Raw genomic sequence first — 20,776 nt, 5'->3', positions numbered from 1 at the left:
AAGAAGTGACGGCCAATCGGCGCAACACTGGAGAGTATAACCAATAAACCAACAGGGACTCATCATGAAAATCGGTTGCCCGAAAGAGATCAAACCACAAGAGTTTCGCGTGGGCATGACGCCCGATGCGGTGCGCGACGCGGTGGCGCATGGCCATTCTGTGCTGCTGGAAACCGGGGCGGGTCTTGGCTCTGGTTTTGCCGATGGCGACTACATCGCCGCCGGGGCACAGATCGCACCAGATGCCGAGACGGTGTTTGCCGAGGCCGGAATGATCGTCAAGGTAAAGGAACCCCAAGCGGCAGAGCGCAAGCGCCTGCGCGACGGGCAGATCCTGTTCACCTATCTGCATCTTGCGCCAGACCCGGACCAGACCCGCGATCTGCTGGAATCGGGTGTGACGGCGATTGCCTATGAAACCGTGACCGACCGTGCAGGCGGTCTGCCACTGCTGGCACCGATGTCAGAAGTGGCGGGGCGGCTTGCGCCACAGGTTGGCGCATGGACGCTCCAAAAGGCCAATGGCGGGCGCGGCGTTCTGCTGGGCGGTGTGCCAGGGGTTCTGCCTGCCAAGGTCGTGGTGATCGGCGGCGGCGTGGTCGGCACGCACGCAGCGCGTGTCGCGGCGGGCATGGGGGCGGATGTGGTGGTGCTTGACCGCTCACTGACCCGGCTGCGCTATCTGGATGATGTGTTTGGCGGGCAATTCCGCAACGCCTATGCCAGCGGGGCCGCAACAGCAGCGGCCGTAACCGAGGCGGATCTGGTGATCGGCGCCGTGCTGATCCCCGGCGCAGCAGCGCCCAAGCTGGTCAGCCGGGCGCAACTGGCCACGATGAAGCCGGGGGCCGCGATTGTGGATGTGGCAATTGATCAGGGCGGTTGCTTTGAGACCAGCCGGGCCACCACGCATCAAGACCCGATCTATGATGTGGATGGCATCATCCACTATTGCGTGGCAAACATGCCCGGCGCAGTGGCCCGCACCTCTACGCAGGCCCTCGGCAATGCCACGTTGCCGTTTCTGCTGTCGCTGGCGAACAAGGGATGGAAGGCGGCTTGTGCCGATGACCCGCATCTGAAAGCCGGGCTCAACACCCATGCCGGACATCTGACCTATGCCGCAGTGGGTGAGGCATTGGGCCTTGCGTCGATCACTGCGGATGAGGCGATGAAGATCTGACATAAAAAAGGCCCCCGGAAAACGGGGGCCTTTTTTCTATCGTTATGCGTTCAGCGCTGTTGCAGCGAGTCGCGGATCTCTTTGAGCAAGTCCAGTTCGGTCGGGCCAGCCGGTGCCGCAGCAGCAGCCTCGGCGGCCTCTTTGCGCGCGGTTGCCTCTTTCAGCTTGTTGACGGCTTTGACCAACAGGAACACCACCCAAGCGATGATCAGGAAATTGATAATGGCGGTGATGAAGGCACCGTAAGCAAAGACGGGCACACCCGCCTCACGCGCGATGGCCAGCGACGCCGGATTGGTGCCCGACAGGTCGATGAACAAATTGGAGAAATCGAGACCTCCAGTCATCAGACCAATGATCGGGTTAATCAAATCGCCCACAAGCGAATTGACGATGGCCGTGAACGCCACACCGATGATGATACCAACCGCAAGATCAACCACATTGCCTTTGGCAATAAAGGCTTTGAATTCGTTAAGCATATCCACATATCCCCTTTGTGCGGCCGCCTTTTTGACAGCCTTTCCACCCATGCGTCGACCACAAGCGCATTGGTTATGCCACAGATACGACCATAAAAAAGGGGGAATTATCGCAACCAAAGCGCTATCAACTGCTATGGCAGTGCACGCACCATGGTCACAGACCGGGAAAAGCCAAAGACATGCCGCAACGGCCCCAGCGTTTCGCTGCGCCATGGCGCAAAGCCAAAGCGTTCATACAAAGCGCGCGCGCGAATGTTGGTGTCGATCACCTCCAGCCGGATTGCGGGATAGCCCCGCGCCACCCCTTCGCGCATCAAGGCGGCGACAAGGCTGCTGCCAATCCCCTGCCCGCGCTGTTCGCGCGCGACACAGATTCCGTCGATCAGAAAGCGATCATTGTCGATATCACTTTGCAAAAGGCGCAGCAGGTTGCTGCGCCATGCAGCCCCGACGCGGCCATAAACGACCTGCATATCGCTCAATTCACCGCCCGCAAAACTTCCAAACGGCGATTTGAACCCGGCAATCCCCAACAAGGCGCCGTCATCCGATACGGCACAGATGCAATGATCGGCACGGATCACCCGCAGCAAGAACGCGTGCGCCCGATCCTCTGGCCCCATCACCCGGCCAAGTTTTCCGCCAAAGGCCTGCCAATACAGCCTGGCCGCCTCTGGTTTCAGCTGATCCGGCAGACCAAGCCTGACTTGCACCCTGTTTGCCCCTTTTCAGTCGCTCTCAAAATGCCTAAGCCGTCAACAACGCCCGGTAAAGGCCAAAGCCATGACCCCCATCCGATCTCCATTTTTGCGGGGCTGCCTTGCCTCTGCACCATTTGTCATCGTGGTGGTGCCGTTTGCGCTCCTGTTTGGCGTGGTCGCAACCGAAGCCGGGCTTGATCTGCTGCAAGTGATGCTGTTTTCCTTCAGCGTCTTTGCCGGGGCCTCGCAATTTGCCGCTGTGCAACTGATGCAGGATCAGGCCCCGGTGCTGATCGTTTTGGCCACATCGCTGGCGGTCAATCTGCGGATGGTGATGTATTCGGTGGCCATGGCCCCGCACCTAGGCGCGGCCCCGTTTGGCACGCGCGCACTGATGGCATATTTTCTTGTGGATCAAAGCTTTGCCGCCAGCCAGATAGAGTTTGAACGCAGGCCCGATCAGCCGCTCGCTGACAAGGTGGCGTTCTTTTTCGGCACCGTAACGCCAATTGCGCCGCTATGGTTCATCGCCACCTTTGCCGGTGCCGTGGTCGGCGAGGCGATTCCCAAGGCCTATGCCTTGGATTTCGCAGTGCCCATTACCTTTCTCGCCATTTGCGCCCCGATGCTGCGCTCAATTCCGCATGTGGTTGCGGCGGCGGTGTCGATCGTGGCGGCGCTGGTGCTGGCGGTCATGCCTTACGGCACCGGGCTGCTGATTGCGGCGGTGCTGGCCATGGCAGCAGGTGCCGGAACCGAGGTTGCGCTGAACCGGAGGCAGGGTCATGAAGATTGATCCGGCAACATTCTGGATCGTGCTGCCTGCCCTTGGGCTTGGCACCTATCTGATACGGCTGTCTTTTCTGGGCGTGCTGGGAAGCCGCCCCTTGCCTCTAGGCCTGCGCCGCGCCTTGCGCTATACGGCTGTGGCCATCCTGCCGGGGCTGGTCGCGCCAGCGGTATTATGGCCAGCCGCAACAGCAGGTCAGACCGACCCCGCGCGACTGGCGGCGGCCTGCGTAACACTTGCAGTGGGAATTGCCACACGCAGCGTGATCGGGGCGATCCTTGCGGGGGGCGTGACGTTGTATGCGGTGTTGTGGATCTGACTACTGAACCCGCGGATCGCCTGCCTGAACCAGCAACACGCCGTGATTGTTGTCGGCATCCGTATCGGTGATCTTGCGACTGGTAACGCTGGGCAGTTTGGCGAATGCTTCCATATACTTGGCCGGATACCAGGTAGAGGGCAGCGATTCAAAGCCCGGAACTTCGCTCAGGATCGCCGAGATCGACTTGGTGCATTGCGCTTTTGGCACGGCACCATAGGCCTTTGCCCGCTGCGCCACCAACTCCGCCACGCCGGGCGACACGATGATCGTTTGCTCAATCACATCAAACGTCTCGCGCGCATGATAGTCGATGTAGAACGCCACCATCTTCGGTGTCATACCGAAATGAACATCATTGCGCTCGGGCAATTGCGGATGCTGCCACGTGCCGGCCGGGTCAAAAATGATACGCTCAGACCCGTTGATCATCAGCCCGGAATGCGCGCCAGACCCGTCACGGGTAGACAACACGGTGAACAGAGTGACAGACGGCGGGCCGTTGTGCACATAGCGCGCTTGCGACACCGCTTCATCAGAGGCCCATTTAGGCTCTGCCCCGCAGGCAACAAGAAATAACATCGCCGCAAAGGCGAGAATCAGGCGAACCATGTGCATGTCTTTCAGGCGTTGACCAAAGCCATGAAGATCAAAATGGCTATGCTGATCCCAGCACCCCAGGTCACCATGCGGATAAAGCCGGCAAAGGTCTTTTCCTGAGTGGTGGTATCCATGCTGCCATGCTTGTGTTCGGCCATGATGCGACTTCCTGTGTTGGTCTTTTCCTGCTGATAAACGATTCATCGCGGCCTGTCACGAGGCTGGATGCGCGACAAACTTGACTGTGATATGTTGGTATTCTGGGCTGTTCACACCGACCCGTCCCCTGACTCTCCCCCTACCCAGCCGGTTGGCATGTGAAAGCCGATCCGGCGCGGCGGTTCAGCAGAGCGGCGCTTGGGCACTGCGCGCAAGATCACATTTAACTGGCTGACGTGTTGAATCAATTGGGTTTTCAACCCTTCTTCGTCGATGCCATAGAAGGTCACGATGTCGGGCTCATAAAAACCAAGCCCCTCGATCTGAAGAACCCCCGCGTTTGATCCGGTAAAGCCAAGCGCCACCTCATGCGCGTTGTCGAGCTGTGCTTCGAAGTTCCGCAGATACTGGATGACGCGCTCATAGGCCCATTCGGCCTCGCTTTTGGTTTTGGGGGATGGAGCGTCCTTGGATGCCTTCGCTGGCAGCCTCTCGTTCGAATCTTCCATCGTTACCCCCTTTGCCAAAGCCATGCCCCTTCATCGGAAAGGTGGCGTGAAACCTGCCTCTGGTGCAAGAGATGGTTCAGATGCGCCACCGACTCAACCAGCGCCATGCCATAGGCGGGTCCGGTGATGTCGCGTTTGAACAGCGGCAAAAAGCAATCGGCGGCGGTGTGGGGCTGTGCCAGATGGCCCAGCAGACGGTTCAGCGCGCCCAGATGATTGTCGATCATCTGGGTCAGGCGCAGAGGCAGCCCGGTAAAGGGCAGCTTGTGGCCGGGCAGCACCAGATGGCTGTCGAGGGCCAATGGCTGAAAGCCACGACAACTGGCCAGCCAATCAGCCAGGGGGTCAGCATCGGGCTCGGTCGGGTACACGCCGATATTGGCGGAAATACCCGGCAGCAACTGATCGCCGCCAAGGATCAGATCACCCGACCAAAAGGTTGCATGATCCGGTGCATGGCCAGAGCCAAACCGAATGTCCCAATCGCGCCCGGCCATGTGGATCGTGCTACCATCGGCCAGCGCGGTGAACCCCAGCGGCAAGGGGGCCACGATATCGCAAAAGTTGAACGGGCGCTGCGCCGCGCGTTCGGCCAGCATGGCGGCAGGCATTCCGGCGCGTTGGTAGAAAAGCTGGGCCTCGGCGGCGGGAAGGGGTTGTTCGTCCAAAACCAGCATCCGGGCATAAAGCCAAGCGGTGCGGGGCATCAGCAATGCCGCGCCTTGCTGCTGAAACCAGCCGGCAAGACCGACGTGATCGGGGTGATGGTGGGTCACAATCACCCGGAGCACGGGGCGGCCCGCCAAAGGTCCATCCAGCAGCCGTTGCCAGATCGCACGGCTGCGGGTGCTGGCCATACCGGTGTCAATCAGCGTCCAGCCGTCCCCATCATCAAGTGCGTAGACATTGACATGATCCAGCACCATCGGCAGCGGCAGGCGCATCCACAGGATGCCGGGGGCGATTTCGGTCGCCTCCCCCTCGGCCGGAGCTTCGGGGAAAGGATGGGCAATGCCTGTCACCCCTGCATAGGTCACGCCGCAAAGTCTTCCGGGGTCAGCGCGAACAGATCAGCCGCGCCCTCGCGCATCTGCACCAGCAGACCAAGGTGTTCAGGCAGCAATCGCTTCACCGCAACCCGCGCCAATGCGCTGCGCGGGCCAGTGCCACCCTCTGCCAATGCCGCCCTAAGGTGGAAATGCCCGCCCAAAACAAGCGCGAACGCCCGCAGATAGGGCACAGCCCCAGCAAAACGGTCGGTCATACCTTGCGTCAACAGCGCTTCTGTCGCTTCGCGCAGCGTTTCGCAGGCCTGCCATAGATCTTCAGCAATATCGGGCAGACTGGCACGGGCGGTTTGCGCCCCCATTTCAATCTCGCGGATGAGGCGGAACGCGGCCTCGCCGTTGTCCATCATCTTGCGCGCGACCAGATCCATCGCCTGAATGCCGTTGGTGCCCTCATAGATCGACGTAATTCGCACATCGCGCAGGAACTGGGCCGCGCCAGTTTCTTCGATAAACCCCATGCCGCCGTGAATCTGCACGCCCTCGGATGCAACAGCAACGCCGACATCGGTGCCATAAGCCTTGGCAATCGGGGTCAGAAACGCCGCGCGGGCTTTCCAATCTGCCTCGCCTGTTGCAGTGGCCATGTCGATGGCCACCGCACATGACAAACCGATGGCACGGGCAGAAAACACCTGTGCCTTCATCGTGGCCAACATCCGGCGCACATCGGCATGGCCGATGATGGTGGGCGTATGCGGGTCACTGGTGTGGCCCTGCTGGCGGGTCATGGCGTAATCATATGCCTGCTGATACGCGGCCTCGGCCACGCCAACGCCTTGCAGACCAACCCCCAGCCGGGCGTTGTTCATCATGGTGAACATCGCGGCCATGCCCTTGTGCGCAGCCCCCACAAGCCAGCCTTGCGCGCCATCAAACTGCATCACACAGGTCGGGCTGCCGTGGATGCCCAGCTTGTGCTCAAGACTGACCACCGTAAGGCTGTTGCGCAGGCCAGGGTTGCCCGCAGCATCTGGCAGGAATTTCGGCACCAGAAACAGGCTGATCCCCGCAGTGCCGGGGGCTGCATCGGGCAGACGAGCCAGCACCAGATGAATCGTATTGGCCTGAAAATCCGAATCCCCCCATGTGATGTAGATTTTCTGCCCGCTGATCGCATAGCTGCCATCGCCATTGGGTTCGGCCTTTGACCGCAGTGCGCCGACGTCAGACCCGGCCTGCGGCTCTGTCAGGTTCATGGTGCCGTTCCATTCGCCGGAAATCAGCTTGGGCAGATACCGGGCTTTCAGTTCATCACTGGCGTGATGCTCCAGCGCCTCAATCTGGCCTTGGGTCAGCAACGGATTCAGTTGCAGCGACAGGCAAGCCCCGGAAAACATGTCATTCACAGCACTGGCCAACGTCAGCGGCAGCCCCATGCCGCCATGGTCCACCCCAGCCGTAATCGCCACCCAACCGCCCGTTGCCATCGCCTGATAGGCCTCGGCAAAGCCGGGTGACGTGCGCACCACGCCGTTTTCCAGACGCGCAGGCACCTTGTCACCAGAGCGGTTGACCGGGGCCAGCACTTCGGACGCCAGACGGCCCGCTTCGGACAAGACTGCCTCGACCGTTTCCGGGGTGGCTTCGGCAAATCGGTCAGTCGCAGCAACCTGAGCGAAACCAACAACGTGATCCATCAGGAATCGCAGGTCGGACATTGGGGCGCGGTAGGGCATCGAAACCTCGGGTCTGGGCGGCCAGCCTTGGCAAAGACGGCGGGCAAGAGTATGGGCAATGTGCATAGGTTAGCCATGGGGGCCGACCTCTCAAGCCCTACGCTGCGTCACATGATACTTATTACGCAAGACCTTATGGCTTCGGATGAAGGCGTGGCACGTGCCGCCGCGATTTTGCGGGCGGGCGGTCTGGTGGCTATGCCTACGGAAACGGTCTACGGGCTGGCGGGCGATGCGCGCAATGGGACTGCGGTGGCGCAGATTTTCGCAGCCAAGGCGCGGCCCACCTTCAACCCGCTGATTGCACATGTGACCGGACTGGAGATGGCCGAGACCTTGGCCGTGTTTGATGACCGCGCGCGCGCGGTGGCGGCGGCGTTGTGGCCGGGCGCGCTGACGCTGGTTTTACCGTTGCGCAGCGATGCCGGGCTGTCACCACTGGTCACCGCAGGCTTGTCAACGGTGGCCATCCGCTGCCCGGCGCATCCGGTGGCGCAAGCGTTGTTGCGGGCATTTGGCGGGCCGTTGGCGGCGCCGTCGGCCAACCCATCGGGCCGGGTATCGCCCACGCGGGCAGATCATGTGCGGGCAGGACTGACCGGGCGGATTGACGCGGTCCTCGACGGTGGCCCCTGCACTGTGGGGGTGGAATCAACCATTCTTGGCTTGGACGGTGCGCCTACGCTGCTGCGTCCCGGTGGGGTGCCACTTGAGGCGCTAGAGGCGATGCTGGGGCCAATCTGCATGGGCGGGGACGCGCACAAACCCAACGCGCCGGGGCAATTGGCCAGCCATTACGCACCCGAGGCCGGGGTGCGGCTGGCCGTAACCGCGCCACAGGCGGATGAGGTTTGGGTGGGCTTTGGGCCCGGTTGCAAGGGTGCCGCCCTGTCACTCTCGCCCGGTGGTGATCTGATAGAGGCGGCGGCGGCACTGTTTCAGACTCTGCGCGATGCGGATGCCTTGGCGGGTCCGGGCGGACGGATCGCCTTTGCCCCGGTGCCCGAATCCGGGCTTGGCCGCGCGATCAACGACCGTTTGCGCAGGGCCGCAGCCCCCCGCAATTAGTCAAACACTCCCATCACCCGGCCAAACAGCATGAACGCGCGGGCGGTGCGGGTATCGGCAAGGTCTGAAATCTCGGCATCCGTCGCGTTCTTTTCAAACTGCTGGAACATGCGGTCAAAGGTGCGCAGAAAGTGGTGGCCTGCATCGCGGAACACCGGGTCTTCGCGCATCCGCCCGGCCGTCAGCGCCAGCGATGACCGATCCCGCACGCCGCCAATCGCCGCAACGCCGCGCCCCCGTTCCCCCGCCGCAAAGCGTCGCCACAGTTCTGGCCGGGCGCGGTCAGGGCGCAGGTCATCCATATAGATGCCCTCTTGGCTCATCAGCGTCAGCACATCCTGGGCGGCACGGATCAGCTTTGCCACGTCGCGGTCTTCCAGCGCCAGACGCAGCGCACGAAACCCTTCGCGGTCGTCTGGGTTTTCCGGAAATTGCAACGCGCGGATGAAGTCCGCGACCGACAGAGGCGGACGCAGCGCCTCGGCCGGGGTGCCAAGCGCAAGACCCGGTTGCTCCTCGCCCGGCAAAGGTGTCGGCGCCGGGATCAGCGCGGCCTTGCGGTCGGCTGATGGCACCGTCAGCACCGTATCACGCCGCGAGGTAAAGGTGGCCAATGCGGTTTCGGTCTGGCGCGCGATGTCATCCAGCTTTTTCTCGACCGATGGCCGCAGGCCCGCAGCACCAGACTGCTGGCTGTTGATAAAAGCGTTGCGCATTGCATCCACCGAGGCCTGCAACCGTGCAGCCTCAAGCCGCAGCACCCGCACCGAGCGCAGCGTCGTCACCGCCGCCCAGATCAGCGCAAGCGGCAGAAAGACCACCAGCAGCGTCATCACCAGCCCCAGCGTTCCGGTGCCTTCTGGCGCGCGCAGCACAAAGACGACCACGGCCACGACCCAGACAACCGCCAGACCAGATGCCACAACTTCAGCTGCTGAAAAGCCTGGCTCTTCGCTGCGGGCAATTGCCCCAAGATCAACGTTTTTATCAGTTTTGTCGGGCATGGTCGCCTCGTTCCGTTCCGGGGGATCAGACGTAACGAACGCTTACCACTTCATAACTGCGATCCCCGCCGGGGGTCTTCACCTCGACGCTGTCACCTTCGTCCTTGCCGATCAGGGCACGGGCCAAAGGCGAGCGTATGTTCAGCAAACCACGTTCGATATCGGCTTCGGTCTCACCTACGATCTGATACTTCTTTTCCTCGTCGGTGTCTTCATCGACCAGCACCACAGTGGCCCCGAACTTGATAGAGCCTGACAGCTTGGTCGGGTCAATAACCTCGGCCAGCGACAAAATCCCTTCAAGCTCCTTGATGCGACCCTCAATAAAGGACTGCTTTTCGCGGGCCGAATGGTACTCGGCATTTTCCGACAGATCGCCATGTTCGCGGGCTTCGGCAATTGCGCGGATCACAGCGGGGCGCTCCACCGATTTGAGGATTTTCAGCTCTTCATCCAGAGCATCATACCCACCGCGGGTCATCGGGATCTTTTCCATCGTCATCTTCCACGAAAAGGGAGGCCACGGCCCCTGTCGGGGGCCATGGCCCGTCACTAACTGGATATCACCCAAACGGATGACGGCATGAAATGCAAGAGGAGATGGCGCAACCGGGCGGCGGCTTGTCGCCAACAAGCAAGAATATTGCGGCAATGCTGCAATGCGGAAACGTGATGTTGCGTTATGGTTGACCATGGGCGAGCCTTGGGGCAATGACGATACCAGCAAAATCACCCAAGTCAGATACGGGCCCGGCCCGGCGAGCGGAGACGATAGATGAGCCAGATCACGCGCGAAACGATGGAATATGACGTGGTTATCGTGGGCGCAGGCCCGGCGGGCCTGTCCGCGGCCATTCGACTCAAGCAGTTGGACAGCGATCTGTCGGTCGTGGTGCTGGAAAAAGGCTCTGAGGTTGGCGCGCATATCCTGTCAGGCGCGGTGCTCGACCCGTCGGGACTGGATGCGCTGCTGCCCGACTGGCACAGCATGGGTGCGCCGATCAAAACGCTGGTGAAAGAAGACAATTTCTACATGCTTGGCCCTGCGGGTCAGATCCGCATTCCCAACTTCCCGATGCCGCCCCTGATGAACAACCACGGCAACTACATCGTGTCGATGGCCAATGTCTGCCGCTGGATGGCGGGCGTGGCCGAGGGCCTTGGGGTCGAGATTTTCCCCGGCATGTCATGCTCGGAACTGGTCTTCGACGGCGACCGTGTGGCAGGAGTGGTGGCAGGCGAGTTTGGCCGCGACCCCGCGACCGGAGAGCCGGGGCCAAGCTATGAGCCCGGCATGGAGCTGCACGGCAAATATGTGTTCCTGTCCGAAGGCGTGCGCGGCAGCCTCGCCAAACAGGTGATGGACAAATACGATCTGTCAAAAGGGCATTGCCCACAGAAATTCGGCCTTGGCATGAAGGAAATCTGGGAAATTGACCCGGCCAAGCACAGCGAAGGCACGGTCACGCATACGATGGGCTGGCCGTTGGGCAGCAATGCGGGCGGCGGATCGTTCATCTATCATCTTGAAAACAATCAGGTCTACGTCGGCTTTGTGGTCCACCTGAACTACGAAAACCCGCATCTCTACCCCTATATGGAATTCCAGCGCTTCAAGCATCACCCGATGATTGCCGACCTGCTTGCAGGCGGCAAACGCGTGGCTTACGGCGCGCGGGCGATTTCCGAGGGCGGCTATCAGTCTATGCCAAAAATGGTGGCCCCCGGCGTGGCGCTGCTGGGCTGTTCGGTCGGCATGGTCAACGTGCCGCGCATCAAGGGCAATCACAATGCCATGCTGTCAGGCAAGGCCGCAGCAGAGGCCGCGCATGCCGCGATCAAGGCCGGACGTCAGGGCGATGAGCTGTCGGCCTATGAAACCGATGTGCGCGGTGGCGCGATTGGCCGCGATCTGAAAAAGGTGCGCAACGTCAAACCCTTGTGGTCAAAGTATGGCCTTGTTGCCAGCCTGCTTGGCGGCGGCATCGACATGTGGACCAACACGCTCGGCTTTTCGCTGTTTGGCACGCTGAAGCACGGTAAATCTGATGCCGCCGCTACCGGGCTGGCCAAGGATTTCGCGCCCATCGACTATCCGCGCCCTGATGGCAAGCTGTCCTTCGACCGGCTGACCAACGTGGCCTACAGCTTCACCAACCATGACGAGGCGCAGCCCGCGCATCTGAAACTGCGCGACCCGTCGGTTCCCATCGCGGTCAACCTGCCGAAATATGCCGAACCTGCGCAGCGCTATTGCCCGGCGGGGGTGTATGAGGTGGTGGCCGAAGATGGCAAAGAGCCACGCTTTGTCATCAACTTCCAGAACTGCGTTCACTGCAAGACCTGCGACATCAAAGACCCGTCGCAAAACATCGTCTGGACCACGCCTCAGGGCGCGGGCGGTCCGAACTATCCCAATATGTGACCCAGCATGAACGGACCGGGGCGAGAAGACATTGTAATGTTCATCGAAGCCCGGTTCGGGCGGCGGCTCAGCCCGCTGCAACAGGCTGATGTGCTGGCCGCGCTTTCGCTTGACGGCGAAAACGCTGCCGCCTTCATGACCAGCTTTGCAGCAGAGTTCGGGGTGGACCTGACCGGGTATGAACCCCGGTTTCACCACCGCGACGAACAGCGATTGCTGCGGCCCGGCTGGCCGTTTCCGGCCCCCCATCTGTTCGGTGTGCGCCTGCCCATCGCGGTCAGCACCTTGGCATACGCCGCGCAGACCGGGCGCTGGCCGGTGACCTACCCGGTGCTAAGCGTGGCCGCCTCGCGGCAATGGCTGAATGCACCGCTGATCCTGTTTGGTCTGCCGGTTCTGGCTGCGCTGGTGATCGCCGTTCTGCGCTGGATCTGACAATTGCGCGATCATTGCCTGTAGCGCCCCGCTGCCATTGCCAGCGACGCTGGCGGGGGCTAGCTTTGGACCGAGCCAAGATGAAAAGTGCCCCAATGACCCATGCCCTGCCGCCCCGCCTGACTGCCCTTTTGCTGGCGGGCCTTGTTTCCCTGCATCCGGGCACGTTGCCCGCGCAGACCGACCCTGCCCCTGACGCCCAGCAAAGTGCCGAACCGGGCGACGCGGGGGCCTATCTTGCGGCGCGCTCGGCGTCTTCGCAGGGCGATTTCCGCGAAGGGGCGCATTGGTTTTCGCGCGCATTGGAAAGCGACCCCGATAACCTTGGGCTGCTCGAGGGGGCGATCCTGTCATATATCGGTGTGGGCGATTTCGTGAAAGCCGGCCAATCCGCCGCCCGCCTGACCGAGCTTGAGGGCCGCAGCATCGGGGCCAGCATGGCGCTTTTGGTCCGCGACACGCAGGCCGAAAATTACGAAGCCATTCTTGCGCTGCCCGACTCGCGCAAGATCGGCAATCTGATGGACGATCTGGTGCGCGCATGGGCTGAATTCGGCACGGGCAGGATGTCAGAGGCAACCGCCGCCTTTGACGCGATTGCAAGGACCGACGGGTTGAAGGCCTTTGGCCTGTATCACAAGGCTTTGGCGCTGGCAGCTGTGGGCGATTTTGAAAGCGCCGACGATATTCTGTCAGGCCGCGCCGAAGGCCCGCTGGTGGTCAACCGCCGTGGCATCATCGCGCATGTGCAGATGCTGAGCCAGTTGGAACAATTCGACGATGCCCTGGCGCTTTTGGACCAAAGCTTCGGCACCGAACCAGAGCCGGAAATGATCGCGTTGCGCGCCCAACTTTCTGCGCGCACGCCTTTGGCGTTTGACGTGGTGCGCAGTGCCAAGGATGGCATTGCCGAAGTGTTCTTCACCGTCGCCGTCGCCCTCAATGGCGAGGCCGAAGACGGCTACACCTTGCTTTATTCACGCGCTGCACTTGATCTGAACCCGGCCCATACAGATGCCACGCTGCTGTCGGCGGGGCTGCTGGAACAGTTGGGCCAATCCGAACTGGCGGGCGAAACCTACGCCCTTTTGCCAAAGGATCACCCCAGCTTTCATTCCGCCGAGATAGGGCGCACGGCATCCCTGCTGGCGATGGACAAGAAAGACGAAGCCCTCGCCGCGCTCAAGGCCCTTACGGAAAGCCATCCGGCACTGCTGATCGTTCACATGGCTTACGGTGATGCCCTGCGCCGCAATGAACAGTTTGAGCAAGCTGCGGAAGCCTATGATGTCGCGGTCGGTCTTGTGTCAGAGCCGACCGAACGGCATTGGGGGCTGTTCTATTCGCGTGCGGTTGCGCATGAACGGTCCGACCAATGGAACAAGGCCGAAGCCGATTTCCGCAAGGCGCTGGAGCTGAACCCTGATCAGCCGCAGGTACTGAACTATCTGGGCTACAGCTTTGTTGACCGGGGTGAAAACCTTGAAGAAGCGCTTGGCATGATCGAGCGCGCGGTCGCCGCCCGCCCCGACGCAGGCTATATCATCGACAGCCTGGCATGGGCCTATTTCCGGCTTGGCCGCTATGAAGACGCCTTGCCACAGATGGAACGGGCCAGCCTGCTCGAACCTGTAGACCCGGTGGTGACAGACCATCTGGGCGATGTGTACTGGGCCGTCGGGCGCCAGCTCGAAGCGCGGTTCCAGTGGCGCCGCGCGCTGTCTTTTGACCCCGTAGAGAAAGACGCGATCCGCATCCGCCGCAAGCTGGAAATCGGGCTGGATGCCGTTCTGGCCGAAGAAGGCGCACCGTCTTTGCAAGCGGTGGCGAATGGCAACTGAAGCCAAGGCAGGTCACAGCGAATTTGCCCCGGCCAAGATCAACCTGACCCTGCACATCACCGGGCAACGCGCAGACGGCTATCACCTGCTGGACAGTCTGGTGGTGTTTGCCGATGTGGGCGACCGGGTGCATGTGCACGCCTCAGACCAGTTGTCGTTGCAGATCACAGGTCCACAGGCGGCGGCTTTGCCGGTCGGTGACGACAATCTTGTTCTGCGGGCGGCGCGGCTGATGGGCGCGACTGCTGCGATCACCCTTGAAAAAATCCTGCCCGTCGCTTCTGGCATCGGGGGCGGCTCTGCCGATGCGGCGGCCACGCTACGGGCTTTGGCGCGGCTTGGCGGGCAGAACTTGCCCGATGCTGGCGCTGTCCTGACCCTTGGGGCGGATGTGCCGGTCTGCCTCACGGGGCGTGCCACCCGGATGCAAGGCGTGGGCGAACGGTTGATCGCGGCTCCCCCGCTGCCCACGGGCTGGCTGGTGCTGGCCAATCCGGGGGTCGCCGTCGCAACCCCGGATGTGTTTCGCGGCCTGTCCCGCAAGGACAACCCGCCGATGCCACGCGAGATGCCGCGCCTGCGGTCCACCGCCGAGCTTGCCGCGTTCTTGCAGATGATGCGCAACGACATGGAGCTGCCAGCACTGGCCGTTGCCCCGATGATCGGCACCGTCAAATCCGCGCTTTCAGCGCAGCCCGGCTGCCTGATTGCGCGGATGTCGGGGTCTGGGGCCACCTGCTTCGGGCTGTTCGCCGATGGCCTGACCGCCAGCGCTGCCGCCCGCGCGGTTCAGGCCGCGCAACCCGGTTGGTGGGTCGCCCCGGCGCAAATGCTCAGCTGATCCGCTCGACCACATAATCGGCCAGATCGGCCAGCATGTCGCGCAGATCATGCGCGGGCAGGTCATCCAGTGCGTTGCGGGCGCGGGCGGCCCATGCCAGCGCATCGTGACGCGCCGCCTCCATCGCGCCATGGCGGGCCATGATCGCGCGGGCCTGCTCCAGATCGCCATCGCGCTGGTCGCCCTTTTCGATCACCCGCTCCCAGAACGCGCGTTCCTCAACCGTGGCTTGAGCCACGGCCTTGATCACCGGCAGGGTCAGTTTACGCTCACGGAAATCATCGCCGGTGTTCTTGCCGATGGCCGCGTCAGTGCCGCCATAATCCAGCAGGTCATCGACGATCTGAAAGGCGATGCCAAGCGCATCGCCATACTCATACAGCGCCTGCACCTGTGCGGGCGTGGCCCCGGCGATCACGCCGCCCACCTCTGTCGCGGCAGAGAACAGGGCGGCGGTCTTGCCGCGCACCACTTTCAGGTAAATGCTTTCATCCGTGCGCAGATCCTGCGCGGCGGTCAGCTGCAACACCTCACCCTCGGCAATCACGGCGGACGCATTGGACAGGATCGACAGCACCCGCATATTGCCGGTTTCGGTCATCAACTGAAAGCTGCGGGCAAAGAGGTAATCGCCAACCAGCACGCTGGATTTGTTGTCCCACAAAAGGTTAGCCGTAGGCCGCCCACGCCGCTGGCGGCTTTCATCGACCACATCATCATGCAACAGCGTGGCGGTGTGAATGAATTCCACCGTCGCCGCCAGATGCACATGAAACGGCCCGTCATAGCCACACAGCCGCGCCGCCGCCAAAGTCAGCATCGGGCGCAACCGCTTGCCCCCGGCCTCAATCAGATGCGCGGTCACTTGCGGAATGCGTGGTGCATGTTCGCTGGCCATGCGGTCGCGGATCAGCAGATTAACGGCATCCATATCGTTTGCCAGCCATGCAGACAGCCGTTCTTGCGGCTTTTGCGCGGCCTGCTTTGCTGCCATGTGATCCAAACTCATCCCCTGTCCGCTCCACTCTCGCCTTTTCATGGAAAAGACCATAAATCTGGGCGTATGAAAGAGCTACTGCGCACAAACGACATCACAGTGATCGCCTATGCACAGACCCTACTACAGGGCGAGGGTATAGCGACGTTTGAAATGGACGTCCACATGAGCATCCTTGACGGCAGCCTTGGCATATTGCCGCGCCGCCTGATGGTGCGCGATCAGGATCTGTTCATGGCCCGGACTGTGATGCGCGACAATGATATCGACCTTGGCCAGTAGGATGCTGCACCGCAATGTTCACTGACGCTGAATTGACGGATGACAAGTTCCTCTGCGGCCGCTTGCAGCTGTTGCAGCCCGTCAAAGGCTATCGTGCCGCGACCGACCCGGTTTTACTGGCCGCCGCCTGTCCAGCGCTGGCGGGCGATCGTGTGCTGGATATCGGCTGCGGCGCAGGGGCGGCAAGCCTTTGCCTTGGGGCGCGCGTGCCCGGCGCGCAGCTTTGGGGGCTGGAGGTGCAGCCCGTCTACGCCGACCTTGCCCGCCGCAATGCCGCGCGCAATGGGCTGGCGATGCAGGTGCATGACGGCGATCTGTCTCAAATCCCCGCCGCGCTGCGGATGGACTTTGACCATGTCATCATGAACCCGCCCTATTACCCGCCCGCAGGCACCCCATCGCCCCTGCCCGAACGCGCGCGCGCGATGCAGGTCGATCTGCCCTTGGGCGATTGGGTGCAAGCCGGCGCGCGCAGACTGGCCCCGCGCGGCTGGCTGACACTGATCTGCGGCACCGATGGCTTGCCCGACGTGCTGCGCGGCATGTCCAAACTTGGCTCTATCGCAGTGCTGCCGCTGGCCCCCCGCGCGGGCCGTATGGCACAGCGCATTATCGTTCAGGCCCGCAAAGGCGGGCGCGCCCCGTTTCGCCTGCTGGCACCCTTTGTGCTGCATACCGGTCTGGCCCATGACGGCGACCGCGAGAATTACACGCCAGAGGCGAGCGCAGTTCTGCGCAATGGCAGCGACCTTTTGGCGCGCTTTCGCTGAATTTGCTGTAATCGCTGCTGTGCAGCGGTCGATTTATGGCGACACGACTCAACTCTTGTGATGCAATCGTCATATTGGAACTGACCAAAGGAGGGTTAAGATGACCGTTGCTTCGCACCTGCAGGAACTGCGCCGCAAGCATGAGCACCTCTCGGACATGGTGGAGCGTGAGCAGCGCAGCCCGGCAACGGATGCACTGAAGATCGCCGATATGAAAAAGCAAAAAATGAAGCTGAAGGAAGAAATCAACCGCCTCGCGCAGGCCTGACCTTACAACGATTTGGGCGCGCTGGCACTTGCGCGTGCCGCCAGCGCAGCGCCCCCGGCAATCAAAAGCGCCGCCACCCCGATGACAGGGGTGGCGGGCGTTATACCGGCGGCGATAAGCACCAGCGTTGACAGCAAAGGCGCAGCATAAGAGGCGACGCCCAAAAGCTGGATGTCGCCTTTTTTCATGCCGATATCCCAGGTGAAAAACGCAAGCCCCACCGGGCCAAGCCCCAGTGCCAGCACGGCCAGCCAGCCAAGCGTGTTCGCGGGCCAGACCGTCTGTTCCAGCGCCAGATGCGCCACCAGTGACAGCGCAGCAGTGGCAAGGCAGAACACCGTCACGCTTTCGGTCGGCACATTTCCCAGACGTCGCGACAGCACCGAATAAGCCGCCCAGGTGATCGCGCAGCCAAAACCCAGCAGCAAACCGGGTGCCGATGCCCCACCAAGATCAACCCCGCCGCGCAGCACGATCAGGGCCGCGCCAGCAAAAGCCACCAGCGCGCCGACGATATGCTGGCCGCGCAACCGCTCCCCCGGCAACAGGCCGGAAAACAGCACGATGAACAGCGGCCACAGATAGGCGATCAGCCCGGTTTCAGCCGTTGGCGCGATGCGAAACGCGGTGAAATACAAGAAATGATAGCCAAACAGGCCCAGCGTGCCAAAGGCGTAAACCTTCCACGACACGCCGCGCAACACGCCAAAGCCACGCCGCGCGGTCCAGACCAGACCGATCAATCCACCAATGCCAAAGCACAAGGCATTCAGCAAAAACGGCGGTACCGGGGCCGATCCAATGGTCAACAGCGCCAGCAGCGCCCACATCAGAACAGCTGTAAACCCGATGGCGGTGGCCATGCTTTGCGTCACGATACCGCCCCTTTGCGATGCTCAATCGGTGCGGAACAGATGCCAGCCACGGCTTAAGGTCAAGCCCGCGCTTGCGTTTTCCGGGCAGCGGCAATGCAGAAAACGCATGGACTCTCAGGTTGCAATGTTCTGACACAACAGGCATTTTTAATGCAGGGAGGACAGATCCAAAAGGAAATGTCCGATGTTGGAAACAAAAGTTCACATTGATCACGACGCCATCATGCGCGAAGCGCGCGCTCTGCGTGCACAGGCAATGGCAGACATGATGCGCAGCATCATCAGCTTTTTCCGTCGCAAGCCTGTTGTGGGCAACGTGGCAAAAGCCTGACAGAACAGGGCCGCCCCACTTGGGACGGCCCTTTCAGTTTGTCAGATCGACTCAGACGAAGAACTGGCCACCATTCGCGCTGATCGTTGCGCCAGTGATGAAACCGGCATCTTCTGCCGCAAGGAACACCACGCAACGCGCGATTTCTTCGGGCTCGCCCAGACGGCCGACCGGAATTTGCGGGATGATGCGCTCGTTGAGCACTTTTTCATCAATCGCGCGCACCATTTCGGTTCCGATATAACCGGGGCAGATTGCATTCACGGTGATTCCAGCGCGCGCGCCTTCTTGCGCCAGAGCCTTGGTAAAGCCCAGATCGCCCGACTTGGCGGCGGAATAGTTGACTTGCCCCGCCTGCCCTTTTTGCCCGTTGATCGATGAGATATTGATCACCCGGCCAAATTTGCGGTCGCGCATGCCCGACCACAGCGGATGGGTCATGTTGAACAGGCCTGTCAGGTTGGTGTCGATCACCTCTTTCCACTGGCCGGGGGTCATTTTGTGGAACATCGAATCGCGGGTGATGCCCGCGTTGTTGACCAACACGTCGACCGGGCCCAGTTCGGCCTCCACCCGGCTGATGCCAGCCGCGCAAGCGTCATATTCGGCGACAGACCATTTATAGGTGGGGATACCGGTTTCCTTGGTGAAAGCGGCCGCGGCCTCATCATTGCCCGCATAATTCGCGGCAACGGTATAACCGGCGGCTTTCAACGCGACAGAAATCGCCGCACCAATCCCGCGCGAGCCCCCCGTAACCAATGCAACTCTAGCCATAGTATCCTCCTAATTCTGGCATTCTTGAAATATAGGTATCGTTAAGCCAATGGGCGCGCAAGATTATTGCGCGCCCATTGTGCAGGTGCAGCGACGAATTATTTAGCGCTCAAGGCACATGGCAACGCCCATGCCGCCACCGATGCACAGAGTCGCGAGACCCTTCTTCGCATCGCGCCGCGCCATCTCATGCAGCAGCGTGTTCAGGATGCGGCAGCCCGAAGCGCCGATCGGGTGACCGATGGCAATTGCGCCGCCGTTCACGTTCACAATCGACGGATCCCAGCCCATATCCTTGTTCACAGCGCACGCCTGTGCGGCAAAGGCCTCATTCGCCTCTACCAGATCAAGGTCGCCCACCGACCAGCCCGCCTTGGTCAACGCCTTGCGTGAGGCGTGGATCGGGCCAACGCCCATGATCGACGGATCAAGCCCGGCAGTCGCATATGACGCGATACGCGCGATGATCTTCAGACCGCGCTTGGCGGCTTCTTCTTCCGACATGATCAAAACCGCGGCCGCGCCATCGTTCAACCCCGATGCATTGCCCGCCGTCACCGATCCATCCTTGGCAAAGGCCGGGCGCAGTTTCTGCATGCTATCCAGCGTGGCACCGTGGCGGATGTATTCGTCCTGATCGACCACCGTTTCCCCTTTACGGGTCTTCACGGTGTAGCCGATGATCTCATCCGCGAACTTGCCGGCCTTTTGCGCGGCTTCGGCCTTGTTCTGGCTGGCGAGTGCGAATTCGTCCTGCATGTCGCGCGAAATCTGCCACTGATTGGCGACGTTCTCGGCGGTCTGGCCCATGTGATAGCTGTTGAACGCATCCCACAGCCCGTCGCGGATCATCGAATCGATGAAATTCAGATCGCCCATCTTCTGCCCGGCGCGCAGGTGCGCGACATGGGGCGAAAGGCTCATGTTTTCCTGACCGCCTGCAACGACGATGCGCGCATCGCCCAGCTGCACATGCTGCGCGCCCAGCGCCACTGCGCGCAGACCCGAGCCGCAGACCTGATTAAGCGACCATGCACTGGCCTCTTTCGCCAGACCGGCCTTGATATGTGCCTGCCGTGCGGGGTTCTGGCCTTGGCCGGCAGTCAGCACCTGACCCAGAATGGTTTCTTCCACTTCGGCCTTGTCAATCCCGGCGCGCTCCACAACACCTGCGATCACGGCGGCGCCCAGGTCATGCGCAGGCACATTGGCAAAAGCACCATTGAAGCTGCCCACAGCGGTCCGCCCCGCAGCAACGATTACGACATTGGTCATGTGATCTCTCTCCCTTGGCCAAGGCGGCAGAGGTCCCTTCCCCTGCCTTCCCCTCCGACCTAAGCTCCCATGCCACAAAGCGCAAGATTCTTGCG

25 protein-coding genes are annotated in these 20,776 nt (G+C 61.6%); 12 read left to right on the top strand and 13 right to left on the bottom strand.

The annotated features are described in order from the left end of the window. The first annotated feature begins 64 nt into the window (after positions 1–64). Positions 65–1,183, top strand: a complete 1,119-nt coding sequence (ald, locus tag Q8K08_RS14935; RefSeq protein WP_304796756.1) for an alanine dehydrogenase — start codon at positions 65–67, stop codon at positions 1,181–1,183. Positions 1,184–1,233: 50 nt separating this feature from the next. On the opposite strand, the gene mscL is transcribed toward ald, so the two are convergent. Together mscL and Q8K08_RS14925 are read right to left on the bottom strand one after the other, a co-directional pair. Further along, positions 1,234–1,671, bottom strand: a complete 438-nt coding sequence (gene mscL, locus Q8K08_RS14930) for a large conductance mechanosensitive channel protein MscL (RefSeq protein ID WP_304796753.1) — start codon at positions 1,669–1,671, stop codon at positions 1,234–1,236. Positions 1,672–1,799: 128 nt separating this feature from the next. Next, positions 1,800–2,381 (bottom strand): N-acetyltransferase, encoded by a 582-nt coding sequence (locus Q8K08_RS14925; protein WP_304796751.1) that lies wholly within the window; start codon positions 2,379–2,381, stop codon positions 1,800–1,802. A gap of 70 nt (positions 2,382–2,451) precedes the next feature. Between Q8K08_RS14925 and Q8K08_RS14920 the strand changes: the two genes are divergently transcribed. Together Q8K08_RS14920 and Q8K08_RS14915 are read left to right on the top strand one after the other, a co-directional pair. Further along, positions 2,452–3,165 (top strand): AzlC family ABC transporter permease, encoded by a 714-nt coding sequence (locus tag Q8K08_RS14920; protein ID WP_305250574.1) that lies wholly within the window; start codon positions 2,452–2,454, stop codon positions 3,163–3,165. Continuing rightward, positions 3,155–3,478, top strand: a complete 324-nt coding sequence (locus Q8K08_RS14915; RefSeq protein ID WP_304796747.1) for an AzlD domain-containing protein — start codon at positions 3,155–3,157, stop codon at positions 3,476–3,478. Before Q8K08_RS14920 ends, Q8K08_RS14915 begins: the two co-directional genes overlap by 11 nt. Here Q8K08_RS14915 and Q8K08_RS14910 read toward each other — a convergent pair whose 3' ends face one another. The 5 genes from Q8K08_RS14910 to Q8K08_RS14890 all read right to left on the bottom strand — a co-directional run bounded on the left by Q8K08_RS14910 (position 3,479) and on the right by Q8K08_RS14890 (position 7,492). Beyond that, entirely contained in the window at positions 3,479–4,090 is a 612-nt protein-coding gene (locus Q8K08_RS14910) for a hypothetical protein (protein ID WP_305250572.1), read from the bottom strand. Between the two features lie 11 nt (positions 4,091–4,101). Further along, on the bottom strand, positions 4,102–4,236 hold the full coding sequence (locus Q8K08_RS14905) for an aa3-type cytochrome c oxidase subunit IV (protein WP_304796740.1): 135 nt from the start codon (positions 4,234–4,236) through the stop codon (positions 4,102–4,104). 111 nt (positions 4,237–4,347) lie between these two features. Next, positions 4,348–4,746, bottom strand: coding sequence for a DUF6173 family protein (locus tag Q8K08_RS14900; RefSeq protein ID WP_304796737.1), 399 nt, complete (start codon positions 4,744–4,746; stop codon positions 4,348–4,350). A 2-nt stretch (positions 4,747–4,748) separates the two neighbouring features. Next, on the bottom strand, positions 4,749–5,783 hold the full coding sequence (locus Q8K08_RS14895; RefSeq protein WP_305250571.1) for an MBL fold metallo-hydrolase: 1,035 nt from the start codon (positions 5,781–5,783) through the stop codon (positions 4,749–4,751). Beyond that, the gene (locus Q8K08_RS14890; protein ID WP_305250570.1) at positions 5,780–7,492 is read right to left on the bottom strand and encodes an acyl-CoA dehydrogenase; all 1,713 of its coding nucleotides are present in this window, start codon (positions 7,490–7,492) and stop codon (positions 5,780–5,782) included. Before Q8K08_RS14890 ends, Q8K08_RS14895 begins: the two co-directional genes overlap by 4 nt. A gap of 111 nt (positions 7,493–7,603) precedes the next feature. Between Q8K08_RS14890 and Q8K08_RS14885 the strand changes: the two genes are divergently transcribed. After that, positions 7,604–8,560: an L-threonylcarbamoyladenylate synthase gene (locus tag Q8K08_RS14885; RefSeq protein WP_370870554.1), complete on the top strand. Its 957-nt coding sequence runs from the start codon at positions 7,604–7,606 to the stop codon at positions 8,558–8,560. Here Q8K08_RS14885 and Q8K08_RS14880 read toward each other — a convergent pair. Together Q8K08_RS14880 and greA are read right to left on the bottom strand one after the other, a co-directional pair. Beyond that, on the bottom strand, positions 8,557–9,564 hold the full coding sequence (locus tag Q8K08_RS14880; protein ID WP_304800677.1) for a hypothetical protein: 1,008 nt from the start codon (positions 9,562–9,564) through the stop codon (positions 8,557–8,559). The two genes, Q8K08_RS14885 and Q8K08_RS14880, sit on opposite strands and share 4 nt — an antisense overlap. A 25-nt stretch (positions 9,565–9,589) precedes the next feature. Further along, positions 9,590–10,060, bottom strand: a complete 471-nt coding sequence (gene greA / locus Q8K08_RS14875) for a transcription elongation factor GreA (protein ID WP_304800675.1) — start codon at positions 10,058–10,060, stop codon at positions 9,590–9,592. Positions 10,061–10,339: 279 nt separating this feature from the next. Here greA and Q8K08_RS14870 point away from each other — a divergent pair, with 279 nt between their 5' ends. From Q8K08_RS14870 to Q8K08_RS14855, 4 genes are all read left to right on the top strand, one after another. Beyond that, complete coding sequence (locus tag Q8K08_RS14870; RefSeq protein WP_305250569.1) at positions 10,340–11,989, top strand: electron transfer flavoprotein-ubiquinone oxidoreductase; 1,650 nt, start codon at positions 10,340–10,342, stop codon at positions 11,987–11,989. Positions 11,990–12,025: 36 nt separating this feature from the next. Then, positions 12,026–12,424: a hypothetical protein gene (locus Q8K08_RS14865; protein ID WP_305250568.1), complete on the top strand. Its 399-nt coding sequence runs from the start codon at positions 12,026–12,028 to the stop codon at positions 12,422–12,424. Positions 12,425–12,504: 80 nt separating this feature from the next. Beyond that, entirely contained in the window at positions 12,505–14,265 is a 1,761-nt protein-coding gene (locus Q8K08_RS14860) for a tetratricopeptide repeat protein (protein WP_305250567.1), read from the top strand. After that, positions 14,255–15,106, top strand: coding sequence for a 4-(cytidine 5'-diphospho)-2-C-methyl-D-erythritol kinase (locus tag Q8K08_RS14855; protein WP_305250565.1), 852 nt, complete (start codon positions 14,255–14,257; stop codon positions 15,104–15,106). Before Q8K08_RS14860 ends, Q8K08_RS14855 begins: the two co-directional genes overlap by 11 nt. Here the strand turns inward: Q8K08_RS14855 and Q8K08_RS14850 are convergent. Further along, positions 15,099–16,115 (bottom strand): polyprenyl synthetase family protein, encoded by a 1,017-nt coding sequence (locus Q8K08_RS14850; protein WP_305250564.1) that lies wholly within the window; start codon positions 16,113–16,115, stop codon positions 15,099–15,101. The genes Q8K08_RS14855 and Q8K08_RS14850 overlap by 8 nt on opposite strands. A gap of 54 nt (positions 16,116–16,169) precedes the next feature. Here Q8K08_RS14850 and Q8K08_RS14845 point away from each other — a divergent pair, with 54 nt between their 5' ends. From Q8K08_RS14845 to Q8K08_RS14835, 3 genes are all read left to right on the top strand, one after another. Further along, complete coding sequence (locus Q8K08_RS14845; RefSeq protein WP_304803515.1) at positions 16,170–16,385, top strand: DUF2007 domain-containing protein; 216 nt, start codon at positions 16,170–16,172, stop codon at positions 16,383–16,385. A gap of 14 nt (positions 16,386–16,399) precedes the next feature. Next, positions 16,400–17,155 (top strand): tRNA1(Val) (adenine(37)-N6)-methyltransferase, encoded by a 756-nt coding sequence (locus Q8K08_RS14840; RefSeq protein WP_305250563.1) that lies wholly within the window; start codon positions 16,400–16,402, stop codon positions 17,153–17,155. Positions 17,156–17,255: 100 nt separating this feature from the next. Next, complete coding sequence (locus tag Q8K08_RS14835; RefSeq protein WP_304803520.1) at positions 17,256–17,423, top strand: YdcH family protein; 168 nt, start codon at positions 17,256–17,258, stop codon at positions 17,421–17,423. Positions 17,424–17,425: 2 nt separating this feature from the next. Here Q8K08_RS14835 and Q8K08_RS14830 read toward each other — a convergent pair whose 3' ends face one another. Then, positions 17,426–18,298, bottom strand: coding sequence for a DMT family transporter (locus Q8K08_RS14830; protein WP_304803522.1), 873 nt, complete (start codon positions 18,296–18,298; stop codon positions 17,426–17,428). 184 nt (positions 18,299–18,482) lie between these two features. On the opposite strand from Q8K08_RS14830, the gene Q8K08_RS14825 reads away from it, so the two are divergent. After that, on the top strand, positions 18,483–18,629 hold the full coding sequence (locus Q8K08_RS14825) for an RSP_7527 family protein (RefSeq protein ID WP_304803525.1): 147 nt from the start codon (positions 18,483–18,485) through the stop codon (positions 18,627–18,629). 51 nt (positions 18,630–18,680) lie between these two features. Here Q8K08_RS14825 and phbB read toward each other — a convergent pair whose 3' ends face one another. After that, the gene (gene phbB, locus Q8K08_RS14820; protein ID WP_305250562.1) at positions 18,681–19,406 is read right to left on the bottom strand and encodes an acetoacetyl-CoA reductase; all 726 of its coding nucleotides are present in this window, start codon (positions 19,404–19,406) and stop codon (positions 18,681–18,683) included. A 102-nt stretch (positions 19,407–19,508) separates the two neighbouring features. Then, positions 19,509–20,681, bottom strand: coding sequence for an acetyl-CoA C-acetyltransferase (locus Q8K08_RS14815; RefSeq protein ID WP_305250560.1), 1,173 nt, complete (start codon positions 20,679–20,681; stop codon positions 19,509–19,511). Positions 20,682–20,776 lie beyond the last annotated feature (95 nt).

The sequence above is a fragment of the Pseudotabrizicola sp. genome (assembly GCF_030684215.1).
GTDB lineage: Bacteria > Pseudomonadota > Alphaproteobacteria > Rhodobacterales > Rhodobacteraceae > Pseudotabrizicola.
This window is presented reverse-complemented; position numbering and strand designations above follow the sequence as displayed.